Source organism: Streptococcus halitosis, from assembly GCF_027691175.1.
Classification (GTDB): domain Bacteria; phylum Bacillota; class Bacilli; order Lactobacillales; family Streptococcaceae; genus Streptococcus; species Streptococcus halitosis_A.
Map to the genome: position 1 here is coordinate 811,811 of NZ_JAQFBD010000001.1, position 22,734 is coordinate 834,544.

Genomic DNA, 22,734 nt, shown 5'->3' on the forward strand with positions numbered 1-22,734 from the left:
ATCTTATGGTATTACAACGACATGAAATAAATGAAAAAGATACATGGGATCTTTCAACAATCTACCCAACAGACCAAGCTTGGGAAGAAGCCTTGAAAGATTTAACTGAAAAAGTACAAACAGCATCTCAGTATGAGGGGCATCTCTTGGACAGTGCGGACAGTTTGCTTGAGATTACGGAATTCTCACTTGACTTGGAACGCCAAGTTGAAAAGCTTTATGTCTATGCACATATGAAAAACGACCAAGACACACGTGAAGCCAAGTATCAAGAGTACTATGCCAAGGCAATGACCCTATACAGTCAGTTAGAACAAGCCTTTTCATTCTATGAACCTGAGTTTATGGAGATTAGCGAAGAGCAGTATGCGGCCTTCCTAGAAGCTCAACCAAAACTCCAAGTTTACAAACACTTTTTTGACAAGCTCTTGCAAAAGAAAGACCATGTTCTTTCGCAACGTGAGGAAGAATTGCTTGCTGGAGCAGGAGAAATCTTTGGCGCTGCTAGTGAAACTTTCGCTATTTTGGACAATGCGGATATTAGCTTCCCATATGTGCTTGATGATGAAGGTAAGGAAGTGCAACTCTCACACGGTACTTACATCCATTTGATGGAGTCTAAAAATCGTGAAGTACGACGTGGTGCTTATGAAGCCCTCTATGCGACTTACGAGCAATTCCAACATACTTACGCTAAGACCTTGCAGACAAATGTTAAAGTGCAAAACTACCGAGCAAAAGTTCGCAACTATAAGAGTGCTCGCCATGCAGCCCTCGCAGCAAACTTTGTTCCAGAAAGTGTCTATGACAATCTAGTTGCAGCAGTTCGCAAGCATTTGCCACTCTTGCATCGTTACCTTAAACTTCGTTCTAAAATCTTGGGGATTTCCGACCTCAAGATGTACGATGTCTACACACCACTTTCGTCAGTAGATTACAGCTTTACCTACGAAGAAGCCTTGAAAAAGGCAGAAGAAGCCTTGGCGGTCTTGGGTGACGATTACTTGAACCGTGTCAAACGTGCCTTTAGCGAGCGTTGGATTGATGTCTATGAAAACCAAGGCAAGCGTTCTGGTGCCTATTCTGGCGGCTCTTACGATACAAATGCCTTCATGCTTCTCAACTGGCAGGACAATCTAGATAATCTCTTTACCCTTGTCCATGAGACGGGTCACAGTATGCACTCCAGCTATACTCGTGAAACCCAACCTTATGTTTACGGAGATTACTCTATCTTCTTGGCAGAGATTGCCTCAACCACAAACGAAAATATCTTGACAGAGAAATTGCTGGAAGAAGTAGAAGACGATGCAACTCGTTTTGCTATTCTCAATAACTTCTTGGACGGTTTCCGTGGAACAGTCTTCCGTCAAACTCAATTCGCTGAGTTTGAACATGCCATCCACCAAGCAGACCAAAATGGAGAAGTCTTGACAAGTGATTTCCTGAATAAACTCTACGCTGACTTGAACCAAGAGTACTATGGACTCAGCAAGGAAGACAATCCTCAAATCCAATACGAGTGGGCACGCATTCCACACTTCTACTATAACTACTATGTGTATCAGTATTCAACAGGTTTTGCAGCTGCTTCAGCCTTGGCTGAGAAGATTGTCCATGGTAGTCAAGAAGACCGTGACCGCTATATCGACTACCTCAAGGCAGGTAAGTCAGACTATCCTCTCAATGTTATGAGAAAAGCGGGTGTTGATATGGAAAAAGAAGACTATCTTAACGATGCCTTTGCAGTCTTTGAACGTCGCTTAAACGAGTTTGAAGCCCTTGTTGAAAAATTGGGACTAGCTTAAGATGGTAGAGTCTTATAGTAAAAATGCCAATCACAATATGCGACGTCCCGTCGTCAAGAAAGAAATCGTTGAACTCATGCGCCAGCGTCAAAAGCAGGTGACTGGTTCTTTGAAAGAATTGGAGATCTTCGCTCGCAATGAAAATATCCCAATCATTCCCCATGAAACAGTTGCCTACTTTCGATTTCTCATGGAGATCATACAGCCCAAGAACATTTTGGAAATTGGGACAGCTATTGGTTTTTCATCACTCTTGATGGCGGAGCATGCGCCAGATGCTAAGATTACAACCATTGACCGTAATCCTGAGATGATAGGCTTTGCCAAGGAAAACTTTGCCCAGTTTGACAGTCGTAAGCAAATCACCCTCTTAGAGGGAGATGCCGTCGATGTTTTATCTACTCTGACAGAAACTTATGACTTTGTCTTTATGGATTCGGCTAAGTCCAAGTATATCGTCTTTCTGCCTGAAATCCTCAAGCACTTGAAAGTCGGTGGAGTGGTGGTCTTGGATGATATTTTTCAAGGGGGTGATGTTGCCAAGGACATCATGGAAGTCCGCCGTGGTCAACGAACCATTTATCGTGGTTTGCAAAGACTTTTCGACGCAACTTTGGACAATCCAGGTCTAACAGCAACTCTAGTTCCTCTTGGTGATGGCATTCTCATGCTACGAAAGAACGTAGCAGATGTACAGCTACCTGATGATAAATGATTTTCAGAAAAATTTAAGAAATTATAGTAAAATAGATAAAGTAACACTTACCGTAAAAGGAGTAAACATGAAGAAAAAAATTATGGCAGGAGCCATCACACTTTTATCAGTAGCAACACTTGCAGCTTGTTCAAACAGTTCTGAAGGAAAAGATTTGATCAGCATGAAGGGCGATGTGATTACAGAGCATCAGTTCTTTGAAGAAGTAAAGAACAATCCAACTGCACAACAAGTCTTGCTCAATATGACTATCCAAAAAGTATTTGAACAACAATATGGATCAGAGGTAACGGATAAAGATGTGGATGATGCCGTTGCTGAAGAACAAAAGAAATACGGCGATAGCTACAACAGCGTGCTTCAACGTGCAGGTATGACACCTGAGACTCGTAAAGCTCAAATCCGTACCAGCAAATTGGTTGAATTAGCGGTTAAGAAGGCTGCTGAGAGTGAGTTGACAGACGAAGCCTACCAAAAGGCTTTTGAGTCTTATACACCAGATGTAACAGCTCAAATCATCCGTATGGATAATGAAGACAAGGCAAAAGAGGTGCTTGAAAAAGCGAAAGCAGAAGGTGCAGATTTTGCTCAGTTGGCAAAAGACAACTCTAACGACGACAAGACCAAAGAAAATGGTGGAGAAATCACTTTTGACTCTGCTTCAACAGAACTTCCAGAACAAGTCAAGAAAGCAGCTTTTGCCTTGGATGTGAACGGGGTTTCTGATGTGATTACAGCTACTGGAACACAAGCCTACAGCAGTCAATTCTACATCGTTAAAGTAACGAAGAAGACAGAAAAATCTTCTAACTTAGAGGATTACAAAGAAAAATTGAAGACCATCATTTTGACTCAAAAACAAAATGATTCTGCCTTTGTTCAAGGGGTAATTGGTAAAGAATTGCAAGCAGCAAACATCAAGGTCAAAGATCAGGCCTTCCAAAACATCTTCACCCAATACATCGGTGGTGGTGACTCAAGCTCAAGCAGTAGCTCTTCATCTAACTAAGCAATGAAAATACAAATCTCATTTGAGGTTTGTATTTTTTATGCTTGAAGACAAAAAATAAGTAAAATTCGAAGGATTAAAGGATAATAGTTTTTTTCTTTCTGAAAAAGTGGTATAATAACAATCAAAACTAGAAAATAAAACGGAATTAGGGACAACCACCTCTGTTCCTATTAGAGTGGTGAAATATGAAAATTAGTAAAAGGCACCTACTAAACTATTCCATTTTGATTCCTTATTTTCTTCTGTCGATTTTGGGATTGATTGTAGTTTACTCGACAACGAGTGCAACCCTAATTGAAGAAGGAAAAAGCGCTTTTCAATTGGTACGTAACCAGGGGATTTTCTGGGTAGCTAGTTTGGTTTTGATTGCCTTAATCTATAAATTAAAATTAGGTTTCCTGAGAAATGGACATCTCATTTTTATCGTGATGATTGTGGAGATGGTTCTTTTAGCCCTAGCGCGTCTGGTCGGAACACCTGTCAATGGAGCATACGGATGGATTTCTGTAGGACCTGTAACGATTCAGCCGGCTGAATACCTTAAGATTATCATCATCTGGTACCTGGCACATCGTTTTTCAAAACAGCAAGATGAGATTGCGGTTTATGATTTCCAGGTGTTGACCCAAAATCAATGGCTACCTCGAGCTTTTAACGATTGGCGTTTTGTTCTGCTGGTTCTGATTGGTAGCTTGGGGATCTTCCCTGACTTGGGAAATGCGACTATCTTGGTCTTGGTGGCGCTCATTATGTACACCGTTAGTGGAATCGCCTATCGTTGGTTCTCGATTATTCTAGCTCTCTTAGCAGGGAGTTCAATTTTATTCTTATCTGTCATTCGTCTCGTTGGGGTTGAAAAATTTTCTCAGATACCGGTATTTGGTTACGTTGCTAAACGTTTTAGTGCCTTCTTTAATCCCTTTAATGACTTGGCGGGTGCAGGACACCAGCTTGCAAACTCCTACTATGCTATGGTTAATGGAGGTTGGTTCGGACTAGGATTGGGAAATTCTATCGAGAAGCGTGGTTATCTGCCAGAGGCCCATACGGATTTCGTCTTTTCGATTGTCATCGAAGAGTTTGGATTCGTAGGAGCGAGTATGATTTTGGCTTTACTCTTCTTCTTAATTTTGCGAATCATCTTGGTTGGTATTCGAGCTAAGGATCCTTTTAACTCCATGGTTGCTATCGGTGTCGGAGGGATGATCCTTGTTCAGGTCTTTGTCAATATCGGTGGGATTTCTGGTTTGATTCCTTCTACAGGGGTAACCTTCCCCTTCCTTTCACAAGGTGGGAACAGTCTCCTAGTATTATCCGTGGCCATTGCCCTTGTATTAAATATCGATGCCAGCGAGAAACGTGCTAAACTTATCAGAGAGTACGAATCTCAAACTGTTGAAGATCTGTAAGGATTGTATGGAAAGGAAAAGTATATGTCTCTTCAGAAATTAGAAAACTATAGTAATAAAGCCGTCATCCAAGAAGAAGTCTTGATTTTGACAGAGCTACTAGAAGATATCACAAAAAATATGCTAGCGCCAGAGACCTTTGAAAAAATTATGCAGTTGAAGGAATTATCAACAAATGAAAACTATCAAGGGCTCAATGAACTGGTGACTAGCCTTTCCAATGAAGAAATGATTTACATTTCTCGTTATTTCTCTATCCTTCCACTCTTGATTAATATATCTGAGGATGTGGACTTAGCCTATAAAATTAACCACCAGAACAATGTGGACCAAGACTATCTAGGGAAATTGTCTACAACCATAAAGATGGTAGCTGAAAAAGAAAATGCAGCTGAAATTTTAGAAAAGTTAAATGTCGTTCCCGTCTTGACTGCCCATCCAACGCAAGTACAACGCAAGAGTATGCTGGACTTGACCAACCATATCCATACGCTCTTGCGTAAGTACCGTGATGTCAAACTAGGCTTGATTAATAAAGAAAAATGGAACATGGATCTCCGTCGTTACATTGAAATTATCATGCAAACAGACATGATTCGTGAGAAGAAGTTGAAAGTAACTAACGAAATCACCAACGTGATGGAGTACTATCAAAGTTCATTCCTGAATGCTGTTCCGCGTTTGACGGCTGAATATAAGAAACTAGCTAAAGAACAAGGAATTGAGCTCCAACATCCAAAACCAATTACTATGGGGATGTGGATTGGAGGAGACCGTGATGGAAATCCTTTCGTAACAGCGGAAACCCTCAATAAATCAGCTTTGACCCAGTGCGAAGTCATCATGAACTACTACGATGAAAAGATTTATAATCTTTATCGTGAATTTTCACTGTCAACCAGTATTGTGAATGTCAGTGATAAAGTTCGTGAGATGGCGCTTAAGTCACAAGATAACTCCATTTATCGTGAAAAAGAACTCTATCGTCGTGCTCTTTTTGATATCCAAGCTAAGATGCAGGCAACTAAGGCTTATCTCATTGAAGATAAGGATCTTCAGCCTAGATATGCTACTGCAGATGAATTTTATCAAGACTTGTTGGCCATTCGAGATTCTCTCCTTGAGAATAAAGGAGAATACCTGATTTCAGGAGAATTTGTTGAACTGATGCAAGCCGTTGAAATCTTTGGCTTCTACCTTGCTTCTATCGATATGCGCCAAGACTCTAGTGTTCATGAAGCCTGTGTGGCTGAATTGTTAGCATCTGCTGGCATCAACGACCACTATAGCGATCTCTCTGAAGATGAAAAATGCGCCCTCCTCTTAAAAGAGTTGGAAGAAGATCCTCGTATCCTCTCAGCTACTCATGCTGAAAAGTCAGAACTGCTTGAGAAAGAATTGTCTATCTTCAAAACTGCTCGCAAGTTGAAGGATAAACTGGGGGAAAATGTCATTCGCCAAACCATCATCTCTCACGCGACAAGTGTATCTGATATGCTAGAATTAGCCATCATGCTCAAGGAAGTCGGCTTGGTGGATGCTCAAAAAGCGCGCGTTCAGATTGTTCCCCTCTTTGAAACGATTGAAGACTTGGATCACTCGGAAGAAACCATGAGAAGATATTTCTCTCTTCCATTGGCTAAAAAATGGATTGCTTCAAAAGACAACTACCAAGAAATCATGCTTGGTTACTCTGATAGTAACAAGGATGGTGGTTATCTATCATCGTGTTGGACACTCTACAAAGCTCAACAACAACTGACTGCTATCGGGGATGAATTTGGCGTTAAGGTCACCTTCTTCCATGGACGTGGTGGTACTGTTGGTCGAGGTGGTGGTCCAACTTATGAAGCTATCACATCTCAACCGCTCAAGTCTATCAAGGACCGTATCCGTCTGACTGAGCAAGGAGAAGTCATTGGAAACAAATACGGAAACAAAGACGCTGCCTATTATAACCTTGAAATGTTGGTTTCTGCAGCCATTAACCGTATGATTACCAAGAAGAAGAGCGATACCAACACGTCAAATCGTTATGAAGCTGTTATGGATCAAGTAGTGGACCGTAGCTACGATATCTACCGTGATTTGGTCTTTGGAAACGAACATTTCTATGATTATTTCTTCGAGTCAAGCCCAATCAAGGCTATATCAAGCTTCAACATTGGTTCACGTCCTGCAGCTCGTAAGACTATCACTGAAATCGGTGGTTTGCGTGCCATACCTTGGGTCTTCTCATGGTCACAAAGTCGTGTCATGTTCCCTGGATGGTATGGAGTAGGATCCAGCTTTAAAGAGTTTATTGATCAAGATCCGAAGAATATCGAGTTTCTTCGTGACATGTACCAAAACTGGCCTTTCTTCCAATCTTTGCTTTCCAATGTAGACATGGTCTTATCTAAGTCTAACATGAACATTGCTTTTGAATATGCTAAGCTCTGTGAAGATGAAGAAGTGCAAGCTATCTACTACACTATTTTAGATGAATGGCAATTGACCAAGAACGTCATTCTAGCTATCGAAGGTTATGACGAACTCTTGGCAGAAAATTCCTACCTAAAAGACAGTCTAAACTATCGTATGCCTTACTTTAATATCCTGAACTACATCCAGTTGGAGTTGATCAAACGTCAACGTCGCGGTGAATTGTCGGCAGACGAAGAAAAACTGATCCATACAACTATTAACGGAATTGCAACTGGTTTACGTAATTCAGGCTGATATTCTACAAACTTCCTCTTTTTTCAAGGGGAAGTTTTTGAATTGTTTAAAAAATTCTAAAAATAAGCTTGACAAGTAGTTGAAAAATGATATAATTTAAACATTCAGAAAGTAATCTTGCTCATTTTTTAGAGAGTCTGTGGTTGGTGAAAGCAGATAGATGAAAGTGATGAAATTGGGCTGAATGTACTTAAGAATTTGAAATCATAAAAATTCGGTGAGCACACCTTACAGTGCAACTCGTTATTGCGAGAAAGAGCGATAGGGATATTCCCTATAATTGAGGTGGTACCGCGCATCGACGTCCTCACACAAGTTTTTTGTGTGAGGATTTTTTTATGGGAGGAAAGATTATGAAATTTAAACGATGGCGTCGCTTGTTTTGAGTGAAAAGAGTATTATACAAGTGATTTAAAAGGAGAAAGAATATGAAAAATAAACGTTTAATTGGAATCATCGCTGGATTAGCAGTATTGGTGGTGGCTAGTTTGATTTATTCATCAATGAACAAGCCTGCAGCTAAGGAAGATCAAAAGGTTGCTAAGGTTGGGGTCCTTCAATTTGTTAGTCACCCATCCTTGGACTTGATTTACCAAGGGATTCAAGATGGACTAGCTGAAGAAGGCTATAAGGACGACCAAGTAAAAATCGACTTTATGAACTCAGAAGGTGATCAGAGCAAGGTTGCAACCATGAGTAAACAATTGGTAGCAAATGGAAACGATGTAGTTGTTGGGATTGCGACACCAGCAGCTCAAGGACTTGCTAGTGCTACAAAAGACCTACCTGTTATCATGGCTGCTATTACAGACCCAATCGGTGCTAACTTGGTCAAAGATTTGAAAAAACCAGGTGGAAACATCACAGGGGTGTCAGACCATAACCCCGCTGAACAGCAAGTGGAATTGATTAAAACTTTGACACCAAATGTCAAAACAATCGGCGCTCTCTACTCAAGTAGCGAAGATAACTCAAAAACACAGGTAGAAGAATTCAAGGCTTATGCTGAAAAAGCAGGTTTGACAGTCGAAACATTTGCCGTTCCTTCAACAAATGAAATTGCTTCAACAGTCAATGTTATGACAAGCAAGGTCGATGCGATTTGGGTTCCAATTGACAACACCATCGCATCCGCATTTTCAACAGTTGTTTCAAGCAACCAAACAGCTAAAAAGCCAATCTACCCAAGTGCCACTGCCATGGTAGAAGCAGGTGGATTAGCATCTGTAGTAGTTGACCAACACGATCTTGGAGTGGCTACTGGTAAAATGATTGCCAAAGTTTTGAAAGGTGAAAAACCAGCTGATACGCCAGTCAATGTCTTTTCAACTGGTAAGTCAGTGATTAACAAAAAACTAGCGCAGGAACTTGGTATCACCATTCCTGAGTCTGTTCTAAAAGAAGCAGGACAAGTGATAGAATAAAGATAAAGGAGGAGCTGGACACATCTCCTCCCATTTTTACTAAAGAAAGAAATGAGTGAAAGATTATGATAGTATCCATTATTTCTCAGGGGATGGTCTGGGCGATTCTAGGTTTGGGAATCTTTATGACTTTCCGAATTTTGAATTTTCCAGATATGACTACTGAGGGCTCTTTTCCTCTAGGGGGAGCAGTAGCTGTAACCTTGATAACGCAGGGAGCCAACCCATTTTTAGCAACCCTAGCTGCAGTAGGGGCGGGCTGTCTAGCTGGAATGGTGACGGGACTCTTATATACTAAAGGAAACATTCCAACCCTCTTATCAGGAATTTTAGTAATGACTTCTTGCCATTCCATCATGCTCATGATTATGGGACGTGCCAATCTGGGGCTTCTTGGAACCAAGCAAATTCAGGATGTCTTGCCTTTTGATTCAGACCTTAACCAACTCCTGACTGGATTAATCTTTGTAGCTCTTGTTATTGGCCTCATGCTCTTTTTCCTTGATACCAAACTAGGCCAAGCCTACATCGCTACAGGTGACAATCCTGATATGGCTCGTAGCTTTGGTATCAATACGGGACGTATGGAACTCATGGGCTTGGTTCTCTCAAATGGGATTATCGCGCTTGCAGGAGCCTTAATTGCTCAACAAGAAGGATATGCAGATGTTTCTCGAGGAATCGGTGTGATTGTCGTAGGGCTTGCCAGCTTGATTATTGGTGAGGTATTGTTCAAGAGTTTGACCTTGGCAGAGCGTCTCATGACCATTGTCGTAGGCTCTATCGCTTATCAGTTCCTCGTTTGGGGAGTGATTGCTCTTGGGTTTAATACAAGTTATCTTCGTTTGTACAGCGCCTTGATTTTGGCAGTTTGCCTTATGATTCCAACCTTCAAAAGCAAATACCTGAAAGGAGTCAAGTTTAGCAAATGACAGCAATTGTAGAATTAAAAAATGCTACCAAAGTCATCACGAATGGCTTTGATGAGGAAAAAATCATTCTGAATGATGTTTCTCTTGAAATTTTCGAACATGATTTCATTACTATTCTAGGTGGAAATGGAGCAGGGAAGTCAACGCTTTTTAACACGATTGCAGGTACCTTACCTTTAACAAGTGGAAGTATTCGTATCATGGGTGAGGACGTGACGCATTTTTCACCTGAAAAGCGGGCTAAGTATTTGTCTCGTGTCTTTCAGGATCCTAAGATGGGGACGGCTCCCCGTATGACAGTGGCGGAAAATCTCTTAATTGCCAAGTTTCGTGGTGAGAAGAGAGGACTCCTTCCTAGAAGACTTTCAAGCCATCGGGAAGAGTTTCAGACAACCATTGAAAAAGTGGGAAATGGCCTTGAAAAACATCTGGACACTCCGATTGAGTTTCTTTCAGGTGGACAACGTCAGGCCTTGAGTCTCTTGATGGCAACCTTGAAGCGACCAGAGTTGCTCTTGTTGGATGAACACACAGCAGCCCTTGACCCAAAAACGAGTGTAGCCTTGATGGAATTAACAGATGACTTTGTCAACAAAGATCATCTAACAGCTTTGATGATTACTCACCATATGGAAGATGCACTGAAGTATGGAAATCGTCTGATAGTCATGAAAGAAGGTCGAATCATCCAAGACCTCAATAAAGAAGAAAAAGCTAAGATGAAAATTTCAGACTACTATCAACTGTTTGAATAGGAGACGGCAGGAACTTCCTGAGACTATATAAAATCAAAACTTAGAAGCACGCAGATGTTTCTAGTTTTTTTAGTGACATAATTAGATCGATTGGTGCACTTGTCCAAGTTGCTTCATTTTATAGTATAATAAGTATCAACATGGAGTATAAATACAAGATTATTCCTAGCCTTTTAAGAAAATATCAAAATCAAGGATATCTAGGATAATAATAAGTCATTCAAAGTGAAAAAAATTCAATAAAACATATTGTTTATGGAGGTAAAAAATGACTTACACACAAGAAGACTTTCAGGAATGGATTTTCCAGATTGAATTTAAAATGGATTATTTTACTAAGGATTTTGCCCAAGAGCAAAATTTAATCTTGGACTATAGCATGCAGTCCTTGGATGATTTGGAGGCTTGGATTTTGGCTCATTATGAAAATCACCATGTCTTGATAGAGGATAAAAAACTCTTGGATTATTTAACAGTCTATATCGGAGAAACCTTCCGCAAGCACTTAGGTGGCAAGTGGTTCATTGACCTAAAGAATAAAAAGAATGCTTATTATTCCATGCCTGTGTTGGTTGATCCTTCCTATCGAGGAGAAGTATATATAGCACCCATGACTTTTGCAACGGCTTGTATCAGCAGAAAAGATGGACAATATATTAGCAGAATACTGAAAAATAATCTTCAAGAACAAGTAAAATAAAAGTAACTTATGAGCAATCTTACCAGAAAATAAAAGGATAAGTTGGAGGAGTTAAGGAGAAGATTCCCGATAACATGATAACAGTGAGTTTTTATGAAATATAAGTAGGGAAAGCGTATGAAATGGTTTACTTTTTTTCAGAAATAAGCTATACTAGTTAACGTAAAACTATGATAACATGGAGGTATTGTGTATGGTTGACAAGCAAGTTATTGAAGAAATCAAAAACAATACCAACATTGTGGAAGTCATAGGCGACGTGATTTCTTTACAAAAGGCTGGACGGAACTATTTAGGGCTCTGTCCTTTTCATGGTGAGAAGACCCCCTCTTTCAACGTTGTGGAAGACAAGCAGTTTTATCATTGCTTCGGCTGTGGTCGTTCAGGAGATGTTTTTAAGTTCATCGAAGAATACCAAGGTGTGTCCTTTATGGAAGCCGTTCAGCTCTTAGGGGAGCGCGTCGGTATTCAACTAGCCATGCCTGTCCAGTCTCGTCCTCAACAAGCTTCCCCTCATCAAGCTCTATATGATATGCATGGAGAAGCTGCCCGTTTTTACCATGCCATCCTCATGACGACAAAGATGGGAGAAGAAGCAAGGGCTTATCTCTACAAACGCGGATTGACAGACGATGTTCTGAAGCACTTCCAGATTGGACTAGCTCCAGCAGAGAGAACTTATCTCTATCAACGTTTGGCTGACAAGTTTGAGGAAAAGGATTTATTGGATTCGGGCTTGTTTTATCTGTCAGATGGTAATCAATTTTATGATACTTTTTTTGGACGGATCATCTTTCCATTGACCAATGACAAGGGGCAGGTTATTGCATTTTCAGGTCGTATCTGGCAAGAAACGGACAGTCAGACTGCCAAATATAAAAATAGTCGCTCGACTGCAATTTTTAACAAGAGTTACGAATTGTATCATTTGGACAAGGCAAAAAAGGGAACAGGTAAGATTACAGAGCTCTATCTGATGGAAGGCTTCATGGATGTGATCGCAGCCTACCGTGCTGGTATAGAAAATGCTGTAGCTTCCATGGGAACAGCCCTGAGCAAGGAACATGTTGATCATCTTAAACGCTTTACCAAAAAGATTGTTCTTAGCTATGATGGTGACAAGGCAGGGCAGGCAGCAACAGTCAAAGCTCTGGAAGAATTAAAAGATTTCTCAGTGGAAGTTGTCCGAGTACCTGATGCCATGGACCCCGATGAGTATCTACAAAAGAATTCTGCTGAAGACCTGGCTTACCTTTTAACCAAGACTCGGATTAGTCCTATAGAGTTCTATATTCACCAGCTAAAGCCTGAAAATAGTGATAACTTACAGGCGCAAATCGAGTTCATTGAAAAGATTGCACCCCTAATCGCCAAAGAAAAGTCTATCACTGCCCAGAATTCTTATATCCACATTCTGGCGGATAATCTACCTTCTTTTGATTACCAGCAGGTGGAGCAGATTGTAAATGAAAGTCGCATTGTTCAAAGGCAGGAAAGAGTCAAAGAGGAGCAACCTCCAGCAGCGATTAGTTTGCCTGTGACTCGGCAACTAACAGCAGTCATGAGAGCAGAGGCTCATCTCCTTTATAGAATGGCCGAGAATCCAGTTGTTCTAAATGACTACAGATTAAGAGAAGATTTTTTCTTTGATACCCCAGAATTTCAGATTCTTTACGAATTATTAAGTGAGCAGGGAGAAATCGGCTCAGAGGAGCTTTCTCATCAGACGCCTGAGGTTGAAAATGCTTGGTACCACGTGCTTAGCCTGGATTTGCCAGCTGAGATGTCGCCTCAGGAGCTAGCGGAAGTCGAAGCGACTCGAAACCGTGCCCTCCTTAGCAAGGACAACTTAAGAATTAAAAAGAAAGTGCAGGAAGCTAGTCATGTAGGAGATACGGACACAGCCTTGGAAGAATTGCAACGATTGATTTCCCAAAAGAGAAGAATGGAGTAATAATGGCAACAAAACAAAAAGAAGTAACGACATTTGATGTGCAAGTAGCAGACTTTATCCGTAACCACAAAAAAACAGGAACAGCAACAGACGATGAAATCAATTCAAGTCTGGTTATTCCTTTTACCTTAGATGCAGACGGCATTGAAGACCTTTTGCAACGGATTCAGGATGCTGGAATTTCTATCACAGATAATGAAGGAAATCCAAGTGCGCGTGTTCTTAGTACAGAAGAAGAACCAGAACTCAGTGATGAGGACTTGATTGGCTCAACTTCTGCCAAGGTTAATGACCCAGTCCGTATGTATTTGAAGGAAATCGGGGTCGTTCCTCTCCTAACCAACGAAGAGGAAAAAGAATTGGCCCTAGCTGTTGAGGCTGGTGATATCGAGGCCAAACAACGTCTTGCCGAAGCCAACCTTCGTTTGGTGGTTTCTATCGCTAAGCGCTACGTAGGGCGTGGCATGCAGTTTCTTGACTTGATCCAAGAAGGAAACATGGGCTTGATGAAGGCTGTTGACAAGTTTGACTATTCAAAAGGATTTAAGTTTTCAACTTACGCAACTTGGTGGATTCGTCAGGCAATCACTCGTGCCATCGCTGACCAGGCTCGTACCATTCGTATCCCTGTCCACATGGTTGAAACCATTAACAAGCTTGTCCGTGAACAGCGGAATCTCCTTCAAGAATTAGGGCAAGATCCAACTCCTGAACAAATCGCTGAGCGTATGGATATGACACCTGACAAGGTCCGTGAAATCTTGAAAATCGCCCAAGAACCAGTATCACTTGAAACACCGATTGGTGAAGAGGACGATAGCCATCTTGGGGACTTTATCGAAGACGAAGTGATTGAAAATCCAGTAGACTACACAACTCGTATCGTTTTGCGCGAGCAGTTAGATGAAGTCTTGGATACTCTTACAGACCGTGAAGAAAACGTCTTGCGCTTACGTTTCGGACTAGATGATGGGAAAATGCGTACTCTTGAAGATGTTGGTAAAGTCTTTAACGTAACTCGTGAACGTATCCGTCAGATTGAAGCCAAGGCTTTGAGAAAATTGCGTCAACCAAGTCGCAGCAAACCACTTCGTGATTTTATTGAAGACTAAGAGTGAGGAATAACATGGCTTATACAGAAGAACAAATTGAAACGATCAAAACACGCATTTTAAATGCCTTGGAAGAGGTCATCGACCCTGAGTTGGGGATTGATATTGTCAACCTAGGTTTGATTTACGAGATTCGTTTTGATGGTGAAACAGGTCACACGGAAATTGATATGACCTTGACAACTATGGGTTGCCCACTGGCTGACCTCTTAACAGACCAGATACACGATGCGATGACAGAGGTGCCTGAGGTAACCAATATCGAAGTCAAATTGGTCTGGTATCCAGCCTGGACGGTTGAAAAAATGAGTCGCTATGCGCGTATCGCCCTAGGAATTAAGTAATCGATTGGAAAATTACGAGAGACGATTGGAAAAGAGAGGGGCTCCTCCATTTTCCTCTGGTCTCTTCTTTCTTTTACTGATTTTCTTGAAATAAAATGGTATAATGAGTAATATGGAAAACAAAAAATTGCGTATTAATATGCTAAGTTCAAGTGAAAAAGTGGCTGGTCAAGGAGTGTCAGGAGCCTACCGTGAATTGGTGAGTCTCCTTCATCGTGATGCCAAAGATCAGTTGATTGTTACGGAGAATCTTCCTGTAGAGGCAGACGTAACCCACTTTCACACCATTGATTTCCCTTATTATTTATCCACATTTCAAAAGAAACGCTCTGGGAGAAAAGTTGGCTATGTGCATTTCTTGCCTGAGACACTCGAAGGGAGTTTGAAAATTCCATTTTTCCTAAAAGGAATTGTCAAACGCTATGTTTTTTCCTTTTACAATCGGATGGAACACTTGGTGGTGGTCAATCCCATGTTTATAGAGGATCTAGTTGCTGCGGGTATTCCACGAGAAAAAATAACTTATATTCCCAATTTTGTAAACAAAGAAAAATGGCATCCATTACCAGCTGAACAAGTTGCACAACTTCGTGAAGAAATGGATCTCGCAAAAGATCAGTTTGTCGTGGTTGGTGCGGGCCAGGTTCAGAAACGAAAAGGGATAGATGATTTTATCCGTCTTGCTGAAGAATTGCCAGAAATTACCTTTATCTGGGCTGGTGGTTTTTCATTTGGTGGAATAACAGATGGTTATGAACGCTATAAGAAGATTATGGACAATCCACCTAAAAATCTAATTTTCCCAGGTATTGTGTCACCGGAGAGGATGCGGGAACTGTATGCTTTAGCTGATTTGTTCTTACTACCTAGCTATAATGAACTATTCCCTATGACCATCTTAGAGGCAGCTAGTTGCGAGGCTCCTATTATGTTAAGGGATTTGGACCTGTATAAGGTCATTCTTGAGGGAGATTATCGTGCTACAAGTGATGTCTCTGAGATGAGAGAAGCAATCCTAGAATATAAAGAAAATCCTGAAGCGTTGAAAGAATTGAAAGAAAAAGCTAAAAGGATATCCAAGCAGTATTCAGAAGAGCGTTTACTGGGAATTTGGTTAAAATTTTATCGGGAACAGGCTGCTCTAGGTAAAAAGTGAGGTAATCTATGCGAATTGGTTTATTTACAGACACCTATTTTCCTCAGGTTTCCGGGGTTGCGACCAGTATTCGAACCTTGAAGACAGAGCTTGAGAAGCAAGGCCATGCAGTTTTTATCTTTACAACAACAGATAAAGATGTGAACCGCTACGAGGATTGGCAAATTATTCGAATTCCAAGTGTCCCTTTCTTTGCATTTAAAGATCGACGATTTGCCTATAGAGGTTTTACAAAGGCACTTGAAATCGCCAAGCAGTATCAACTCGATATCATTCATACCCAGACAGAATTTTCACTTGGATTATTAGGGATTTGGATTGCACGAGAATTGAGAATTCCTGTTATCCATACTTACCATACCCAGTACGAAGACTATGTGCATTATATTGCTAAGGGAATGTTGATTCGTCCAAGTATGGTAAAATATCTGGTACGTGGTTTCCTTCGTGATGTAGATGGAGTAATCTGCCCTAGTGAGATTGTTCGGGACCTTTTATCTAAATACAAAGTGAAGGTTGAAAAACGTGTCATTCCAACCGGAATTGAGCTAGCTAAGTTTGAACGACCTGAGATTAAAGAGGAAAACTTACAAGAACTTCGTTCGAAGTTAGGTATTCAGGAAGACGAGAAAATGCTACTGAGCCTTTCGCGTATTTCTTATGAGAAGAATATCCAAGCAGTCCTAGATGCTTTTGCTGAAGTATTGAAAGAAGAAGATAAGGTGAAGCTGGTCGTTGCTGGAGACGGTCCTTATCTGGACAGTCTGAAAGAGCAAGCAGTGAAATTAAACCTGCAAAAACATGTGATTTTTACAGGTATGATTGCTCCAAGCGAGACAGCCTTATACTATAAGGCTGCAGATTTCTTCATCTCTGCCTCTACGAGTGAAACTCAGGGCTTAACCTATCTAGAAAGTCTAGCCAGTGGAACGCCTGTTATCGCTCATGGCAACCCCTATCTTGATAACCTGATCAGTGATAAAATGTTTGGTACCCTCTACTATGGAGAACGAGAGCTTGCAGGAGCCATCCTTGAAGCCTTAATCGCTACTCCGTATATGTCTGAACAAAAGTTGGCGGATAAGTTGTACGAAATTTCGGCTGAGAACTTTGGGAAACGAGTACATGAGTTTTACCTTGATGCCATTATCTCAAATAACTTTGAACATGAATTACATGATGGGAAACCTGCCAGTCAGCGCTTTTTGAAAACGATTTTATATCTACCCCAACAGGCTGTTACAAGTCCAGTAAAAGAGTCTAAGCGTATTTTACGGGCTTCTCGGAAGCAATTATCCAGCATCAGAGATTATTGGAAAGATGAATTCAAATAATAGAATAAGAGGAAAATATTATGAAAAAATTAATGCGAAGTGGAAAAAAACAAATAATTGGTGGAGTCTGTGCAGGAGTTGCCCATTATTTTGATATTGACCCAACAATTGTTCGTGTTGTTTGGGGTGTTCTTGCATTTTGTTATGGAGCAGGAATCCTTGCTTACATCATTTTATGGGTGGTTGCACCGGTTTCAACAGACTATTAATTTAGAATTATAAAGTGAAAAGGAGAAGTTATGGCTTTTGGAGATAATGGAAAACGTAAAAAAACATTGTTTGAGAAAGTGACACTTGTTGTCGTGCTCATCATGTTGTTTGTAACCCTTGCTGGTATCTTTGCGACAGCACTTGGAGCGTTTAGCAGATTCTAAGCAAGCTGCGAGGATAGAAACAATAACTAATGACTGGGTTCTCCCCAGCCTTTTTAAAGTGAGAAGAAAATATGAGTATGTTTTTAGATACAGCCAAGATTAAGGTCAAGGCTGGTAATGGTGGCGACGGCATGGTTGCCTTTCGCCGTGAAAAATATGTCCCTAATGGCGGTCCTTGGGGTGGTGATGGTGGACGTGGAGGTAATGTTGTTTTCGTGGTAGACGAAGGCTTACGTACCTTGATGGATTTCCGCTATAACCGTCATTTCAAGGCTGATTCTGGTGAAAAAGGGATGACCAAAGGAATGCACGGACGTGGTGCAGAAGATCTTCGTGTTCGCGTACCACAGGGGACTACTGTACGTGATGCGGAAACAGGAAAAGTCATTACAGACTTGATTGAACATGGTCAGGAATTTATCGTGGCTCATGGCGGTCGAGGTGGTCGTGGAAATATCCGTTTTGCCACTCCCAAAAATCCTGCACCTGAAATCTCTGAGAATGGAGAGCCGGGTCAGGAACGTGAGTTGCAACTGGAATTGAAAATCTTAGCAGATGTTGGTCTAGTCGGTTTTCCATCTGTCGGAAAGTCAACATTGCTTAGTGTCATCACTTCAGCCAAACCCAAAATTGGTGCTTACCACTTTACGACCATTGTCCCTAATTTGGGTATGGTTCGTACGCAGTCAGGTGAATCTTTTGCAGTAGCAGATCTTCCAGGTTTGATTGAAGGTGCCAGTCAAGGTGTTGGTCTTGGAACCCAGTTCCTCCGACATATCGAACGCACTCGAGTTATCCTCCATGTCATCGATATGTCAGCTAGCGAAGGACGTGATCCTTATGAGGATTACCTTGCTATCAATAAGGAATTAGAATCCTATAACCTTCGTCTCATGGAACGTCCACAGATTATCGTGGCCAACAAGATGGATATGCCTGAAAGTCAGGAAAATCTTAAAACTTTCAAGGAAAAGTTAGCAGCAAACTACGACGAGTTTGAGGAACTTCCAGCCATCTTCCCAATTTCTGGATTGACCAAGCAAGGCTTGGCGACTCTTTTGGACGCGACAGCCGAGTTGTTAGACAAGACTCCAGAATTCCCAATTTATGATGAATCCGATATGGAAGAAGAGGCTTACTATGGCTTTGACGAGGAAGAAAAAGCCTTTGAGATTAGTCGTGATGATGATGCGACATGGGTACTTTCTGGTGAAAAACTCATGAAACTCTTTAACATGACCAACTTTGACCGTGACGAATCGGTCATGAAGTTTGCCCGTCAGCTTCGTGGTATGGGGGTTGATGAAGCCCTTCGTGCGCGTGGAGCCAAAGATGGCGATTTGGTCCGAATTGGTAAATTTGAATTTGAATTTGTAGACTAGGAGATTGATATGGGAGATAAACCGATATCATTCCGAGATGCAGATGGCAATTTTGTTTCTGCAGCAGATGTATGGAATGAAAAGAAACTAGAAGAATTATTTAATCGTCTCAATCCTAAACGCGCTCTTCGATTGGCACGTACAAAGAAAGAAGAAACACAGTCCAAGAAATAAAAAATTCCCGTGATCTTTTAATCACGGGATTTGTTTTATTCACTAAAGAAAAATGGTGGCGCATATTTTTTAAGACTCTCAAAACAAGCCTGCGCTTTTGTAGCATCTTCACAGATAATCATGCAGACATCGTCTCCACAAAGGGTTGCAACGATATCTGGAAAGGCCAAGGAATCAATTACAGATCCAAACGATTGGGCTAAACCGGGTAAAGTTTTCAAAATAACTTGGTGTTGCACAGGACGCAACATAACAAGAGCATCTTCCATATAGTTTTCAAGACGTTTTTCCCATTTGGAGATAGACCCTGTATTTAGCACATAGTAAGAATTATCCTCTTCGCGCACTTTTGAAAGGTTCATGGTTTTGATATCGCGTGATAGAGTAGCCTGAGTCACTTGGATATCATTTTCCGCTAATAAGGCTTGTAATTCAGCTTGTGTATGGATTTTGTTTTTTGAAACGAGGGCGCGGATAAGTTGGTGTCTGTGTTCTGATTTGTTCATAAAGTAAGTACTCCTTTTACAAGGTACAGTAGCGTGGACTGAACGATAACGTCAGTCGGGTGGTAGGCGGTATTGTCACGTATGATGATTTCGCAGTCAGTAGGATAAAGAACTAGATGGAGAGATTCTCCTTCTTTTAACTTTGTCACTAGTTGCGTGCAGATAAACTGGGTAGCAATCCGTTCATCTACATTGATGTTCTTTAATGACAGTGAATCATTCAATTTGGGTAGCTTTTTGTCACGGCGTTTTGTGAATTCACTCTAAATGTTAATTCACAGAGATTTCCAACATGTGGTCTGGTAGCGTGTATGATAAATGGTTACACATGTTGGTTAGAGGGAGTATCTTTTGTCCAAGTTCTATCTAGGGGCTTCTAAAATGCTTTTAGATGAACTGAATTTGATACAAAGTTTATGTTTGATTCGACTGTTCAAGTAGAAAACTTTGGTTATAGGAAGTTCAATGGTCTATTTCATTGACTTTTCCTTTGAATACTTCCATATTGAAAGTCTGGTAGATTATACCTTTTGACAAGGTAGGATAAGACTAGACTGTGCTAAATCAACAGTCAACTGATAGTCTGTATTATCTCGAATTGTAATCTCAAAGTCTGTTGTATAGAGAACCAAACGGAGAGTATCTCCTTCTTTAAGTTTGTAGATAGTTGGTTGAAGCTCTAGCTTGAAGTCCATCCATTCATTTGGTTGGATTTCTTCAATCGTCAAGAGATTGGTTCGATTTTGAAGATTAAGGTAGCCTTTGGTGATGACACGTTGGGCACTTGGGTTGAATGGCAGTTCACAGAGATTTTCTAACATGTGGTAACGACCATTATCAATGGTTCGGACTGATTGAACTGCTGGATAGGGTTGAAGGTACTTCTGTTGTCCTAGTTGGAGGAGTTGAGCAGATAATAAGCCCTTGTTTGTACTTGATTTGACACGAAGTTTCAGCTCCACTCGCCCATTTAAGTGAATGTCTTGACTTACTGGAAGGTCAATGGTGATTTGATTGGCTTTTCCTTGGTAAAGTTCTGTGTTGAAGGTTTGGTAAGTCTTGCCATAACGCTCAAAATCTTTTTGATCATACTGGTTTTGAATTACTTTTTCTTCAGTTCCAAGTGGGAAAGTATGCAGTTTATTCTGTTTGCCAAAGTCGTCAAGGCTCTGCCATGTTTGCGGTGCAGTATTGTCCTGCCAGATGACAGTAGGGAGTTGATAGCATGAGTCAAGTCCTAACAATTTCTTACTTAACAAGGCATTCATGGATTCGCGGAAGTCAATGGACTGCCAGTTATTCATATAAACGTGAGCACCATGATGAAAAAAGAGATGCTTATTGATATGAGTTGGAAGAGCATGAAACATCTGGTAAACATGAAGAGGTTTGACGTTCCAATCCTGGGAACCATGCGTAAAGACGACCTCAGCTTGAACCTTATGAGCATTGCGCAGATAGTTGCGGTCATGCCAAAACTGATTGTAGTCACCAGTCTTGCGATCGAGTTTCTCTTTTACCTTCTCTAAGTCTGCCTGATGAGCTCCATTACCACGAATATAATCACCAGCTAGGAGATTACGGGAGTAGGTCAATTCAGCAAGTGAGTCAAAATCCTCACCTGGATAACCACCTGGGCTAGTCACCAAACCATTTTCCCGATAGTAGTTGTACCATGAGGAAATACCTGCTTCTGCGATGATTACTTCTAAGCCATCAACACCAGTGGTCGCAAGTCCATTGGACATGGTCCCTAGATAGGAAATTCCTGTTGTTGCGACTTTACCGTTTGACCAATCAGCCTTGACTTGACGTTTGCGCGTGTGATCCGTGAAAGCCCGGCAACGACCATTAAGCCAGTCAATCACGTTTTTATATGCTTCAATTTGATGGTAGTCCCCATTGGTCATGAGACCTTGGGAATCCCTGGTACCAACACCCGATACATAGAGATTGGCAAATCCTCGTGGGAGGAAGTAGTCGTTGAGGGTGTATGAGCTATTGATATGAGCTAACTTTTCTTCAGCTTCAGAGACGAGTTCAGCTTGGCCGAGAGGCTCGAATAAATTCAGCTTAGGCTCCTCAATCTCAATGGTGTGGGCAGGTTTGACCTCAAGTTCTCCTTCCATTTTGTAGAGAGCTTTATCGCTAGCTTTGACATTGGTCCCTTGGTGATAAGGGCTGGCAGTCATAACTGAAGGAATCTGTCCATCATAACGCGGGCGAATAATGCTGACCTTGACTAAGTCAGGGAGTCCGTCTTTATCAGTATCCACACGGCTCTCGACATATACGACTTCACGAATGACATTGTGAGTAGAGAAGGTTGCCAAGCTCTTACCATTAAAGTAGTGGTAGTGATTGTCTTCTGAAATGAGTCCATCACTAACAAGCTGATCGATGAGCGTATTTCCTTTTTTCGTTCGCGTATTGAGTAACTGATAAAGATTTTCAATGAGATCTCCATAAACAATAGGAAAACCAACTTCTTTACGAAACTGTTCGGAATCTTCAAAGTCAACAAGATAGCTAAATCCTAAAAGTTGAAAAACTACTGTGTAGAAAATCTCCGCAGTTAACTCACGGTCTGACTGGAAAAAAGTTACTAAATCTGTTTCTTTATCCGCAGCCAAAGTCGATAAGGCATAATCCGTGTTAGAATAAGTGAAAAAACTCCAACGAATGAAGTCTTCAAACTGTCTTTTTAAGGACAGTTGGGGTGACAGCTTTAGACCAAGACCTTCTAATTCCTCAAATCGTTGAGAACTAGTGGTTGGTTGGTAGCTGAATTGATTAAAACGCATGTTTCTCTCCTTTGAAAACAGACTGGATTTATTATATCAAAAAAGAGGGAAAAATGGAATAAATAAACTTAAATGAAATAAATTTCTTAAACCGGCATATCTATTTAGTAAGTTATTA

20 protein-coding genes and 1 other annotated feature are annotated in these 22,734 nt (G+C 41.0%); of the genes, 18 read left to right on the plus strand and 2 right to left on the minus strand.

Translation table 11 applies throughout. The annotated features are described in order from the left end of the window. Window positions 1–5: 5 nt before the first annotated feature. The 18 genes from pepF (at window position 6) to PG086_RS04080 (ending at window position 19,306) form a co-directional block, all read left to right on the plus strand. Window positions 6–1,808 (plus strand): oligoendopeptidase F, encoded by a 1,803-nt coding sequence (gene pepF / locus PG086_RS03995; protein WP_270747884.1) that lies wholly within the window; start codon window positions 6–8, stop codon window positions 1,806–1,808. 1 nt (window position 1,809) lies between these two features. Then, window positions 1,810–2,523, plus strand: coding sequence for an O-methyltransferase (locus tag PG086_RS04000; protein WP_270747885.1), 714 nt, complete (start codon window positions 1,810–1,812; stop codon window positions 2,521–2,523). A gap of 67 nt (window positions 2,524–2,590) precedes the next feature. After that, window positions 2,591–3,532: a peptidylprolyl isomerase PrsA gene (prsA, locus tag PG086_RS04005; protein WP_084854091.1), complete on the plus strand. Its 942-nt coding sequence runs from the start codon at window positions 2,591–2,593 to the stop codon at window positions 3,530–3,532. A gap of 188 nt (window positions 3,533–3,720) precedes the next feature. Continuing rightward, entirely contained in the window at window positions 3,721–4,944 is a 1,224-nt protein-coding gene (gene ftsW / locus PG086_RS04010; protein ID WP_270747886.1) for a cell division peptidoglycan polymerase FtsW, read from the plus strand. A gap of 24 nt (window positions 4,945–4,968) precedes the next feature. Next, complete coding sequence (gene ppc / locus PG086_RS04015) at window positions 4,969–7,665, plus strand: phosphoenolpyruvate carboxylase (protein ID WP_084854096.1); 2,697 nt, start codon at window positions 4,969–4,971, stop codon at window positions 7,663–7,665. Between the two features lie 96 nt (window positions 7,666–7,761). Further along, window positions 7,762–7,977, plus strand: a binding site (T-box leader). A gap of 116 nt (window positions 7,978–8,093) precedes the next feature. After that, a complete protein-coding gene (gene trpX / locus PG086_RS04020; protein WP_220106940.1) occupies window positions 8,094–9,089 on the plus strand; it encodes a tryptophan ABC transporter substrate-binding protein in 996 nt (331 codons plus the stop codon). 65 nt (window positions 9,090–9,154) lie between these two features. Continuing rightward, complete coding sequence (locus PG086_RS04025; protein WP_270747887.1) at window positions 9,155–10,021, plus strand: ABC transporter permease; 867 nt, start codon at window positions 9,155–9,157, stop codon at window positions 10,019–10,021. Next, window positions 10,018–10,776, plus strand: coding sequence for an ABC transporter ATP-binding protein (locus tag PG086_RS04030; RefSeq protein ID WP_033584104.1), 759 nt, complete (start codon window positions 10,018–10,020; stop codon window positions 10,774–10,776). The genes PG086_RS04025 and PG086_RS04030 overlap by 4 nt, the downstream gene beginning before the upstream one ends. 268 nt (window positions 10,777–11,044) lie before the next feature. After that, window positions 11,045–11,476, plus strand: coding sequence for a hypothetical protein (locus tag PG086_RS04035; protein WP_000222726.1), 432 nt, complete (start codon window positions 11,045–11,047; stop codon window positions 11,474–11,476). Window positions 11,477–11,669: 193 nt separating this feature from the next. Beyond that, complete coding sequence (gene dnaG / locus PG086_RS04040; RefSeq protein WP_057489029.1) at window positions 11,670–13,430, plus strand: DNA primase; 1,761 nt, start codon at window positions 11,670–11,672, stop codon at window positions 13,428–13,430. Window positions 13,431–13,432: 2 nt separating this feature from the next. Next, entirely contained in the window at window positions 13,433–14,542 is a 1,110-nt protein-coding gene (rpoD, locus tag PG086_RS04045; protein ID WP_000201893.1) for an RNA polymerase sigma factor RpoD, read from the plus strand. 14 nt (window positions 14,543–14,556) lie between these two features. After that, the gene (locus PG086_RS04050) at window positions 14,557–14,886 is read left to right on the plus strand and encodes a metal-sulfur cluster assembly factor (RefSeq protein WP_000331931.1); all 330 of its coding nucleotides are present in this window, start codon (window positions 14,557–14,559) and stop codon (window positions 14,884–14,886) included. Window positions 14,887–14,998: 112 nt separating this feature from the next. Continuing rightward, window positions 14,999–16,042, plus strand: a complete 1,044-nt coding sequence (locus PG086_RS04055) for a glycosyltransferase family 4 protein (RefSeq protein ID WP_000428259.1) — start codon at window positions 14,999–15,001, stop codon at window positions 16,040–16,042. An 8-nt stretch (window positions 16,043–16,050) separates the two neighbouring features. Beyond that, entirely contained in the window at window positions 16,051–17,376 is a 1,326-nt protein-coding gene (locus PG086_RS04060) for a glycosyltransferase family 4 protein (protein WP_049536244.1), read from the plus strand. A gap of 20 nt (window positions 17,377–17,396) precedes the next feature. Continuing rightward, window positions 17,397–17,585: a PspC domain-containing protein gene (locus tag PG086_RS04065; protein ID WP_270747888.1), complete on the plus strand. Its 189-nt coding sequence runs from the start codon at window positions 17,397–17,399 to the stop codon at window positions 17,583–17,585. Between the two features lie 30 nt (window positions 17,586–17,615). Then, entirely contained in the window at window positions 17,616–17,750 is a 135-nt protein-coding gene (locus tag PG086_RS04070) for a DUF4044 domain-containing protein (protein WP_000863851.1), read from the plus strand. Window positions 17,751–17,821: 71 nt separating this feature from the next. Further along, window positions 17,822–19,132 carry a GTPase ObgE gene (gene obgE, locus PG086_RS04075; protein ID WP_000061637.1) on the plus strand — a complete coding sequence of 437 codons (1,311 nt, stop codon included), beginning with the start codon at window positions 17,822–17,824 and terminating at the stop codon, window positions 19,130–19,132. Between the two features lie 9 nt (window positions 19,133–19,141). Next, window positions 19,142–19,306: a hypothetical protein gene (locus tag PG086_RS04080; RefSeq protein WP_000502578.1), complete on the plus strand. Its 165-nt coding sequence runs from the start codon at window positions 19,142–19,144 to the stop codon at window positions 19,304–19,306. Window positions 19,307–19,341: 35 nt separating this feature from the next. On the opposite strand, the gene PG086_RS04085 is transcribed toward PG086_RS04080, so the two are convergent. Continuing rightward, complete coding sequence (locus PG086_RS04085; protein ID WP_001043018.1) at window positions 19,342–19,812, minus strand: arginine repressor; 471 nt, start codon at window positions 19,810–19,812, stop codon at window positions 19,342–19,344. A gap of 521 nt (window positions 19,813–20,333) precedes the next feature. Then, on the minus strand, window positions 20,334–22,616 hold the full coding sequence (locus PG086_RS04090; RefSeq protein ID WP_270747889.1) for a Xaa-Pro dipeptidyl-peptidase: 2,283 nt from the start codon (window positions 22,614–22,616) through the stop codon (window positions 20,334–20,336). Window positions 22,617–22,734 lie beyond the last annotated feature (118 nt).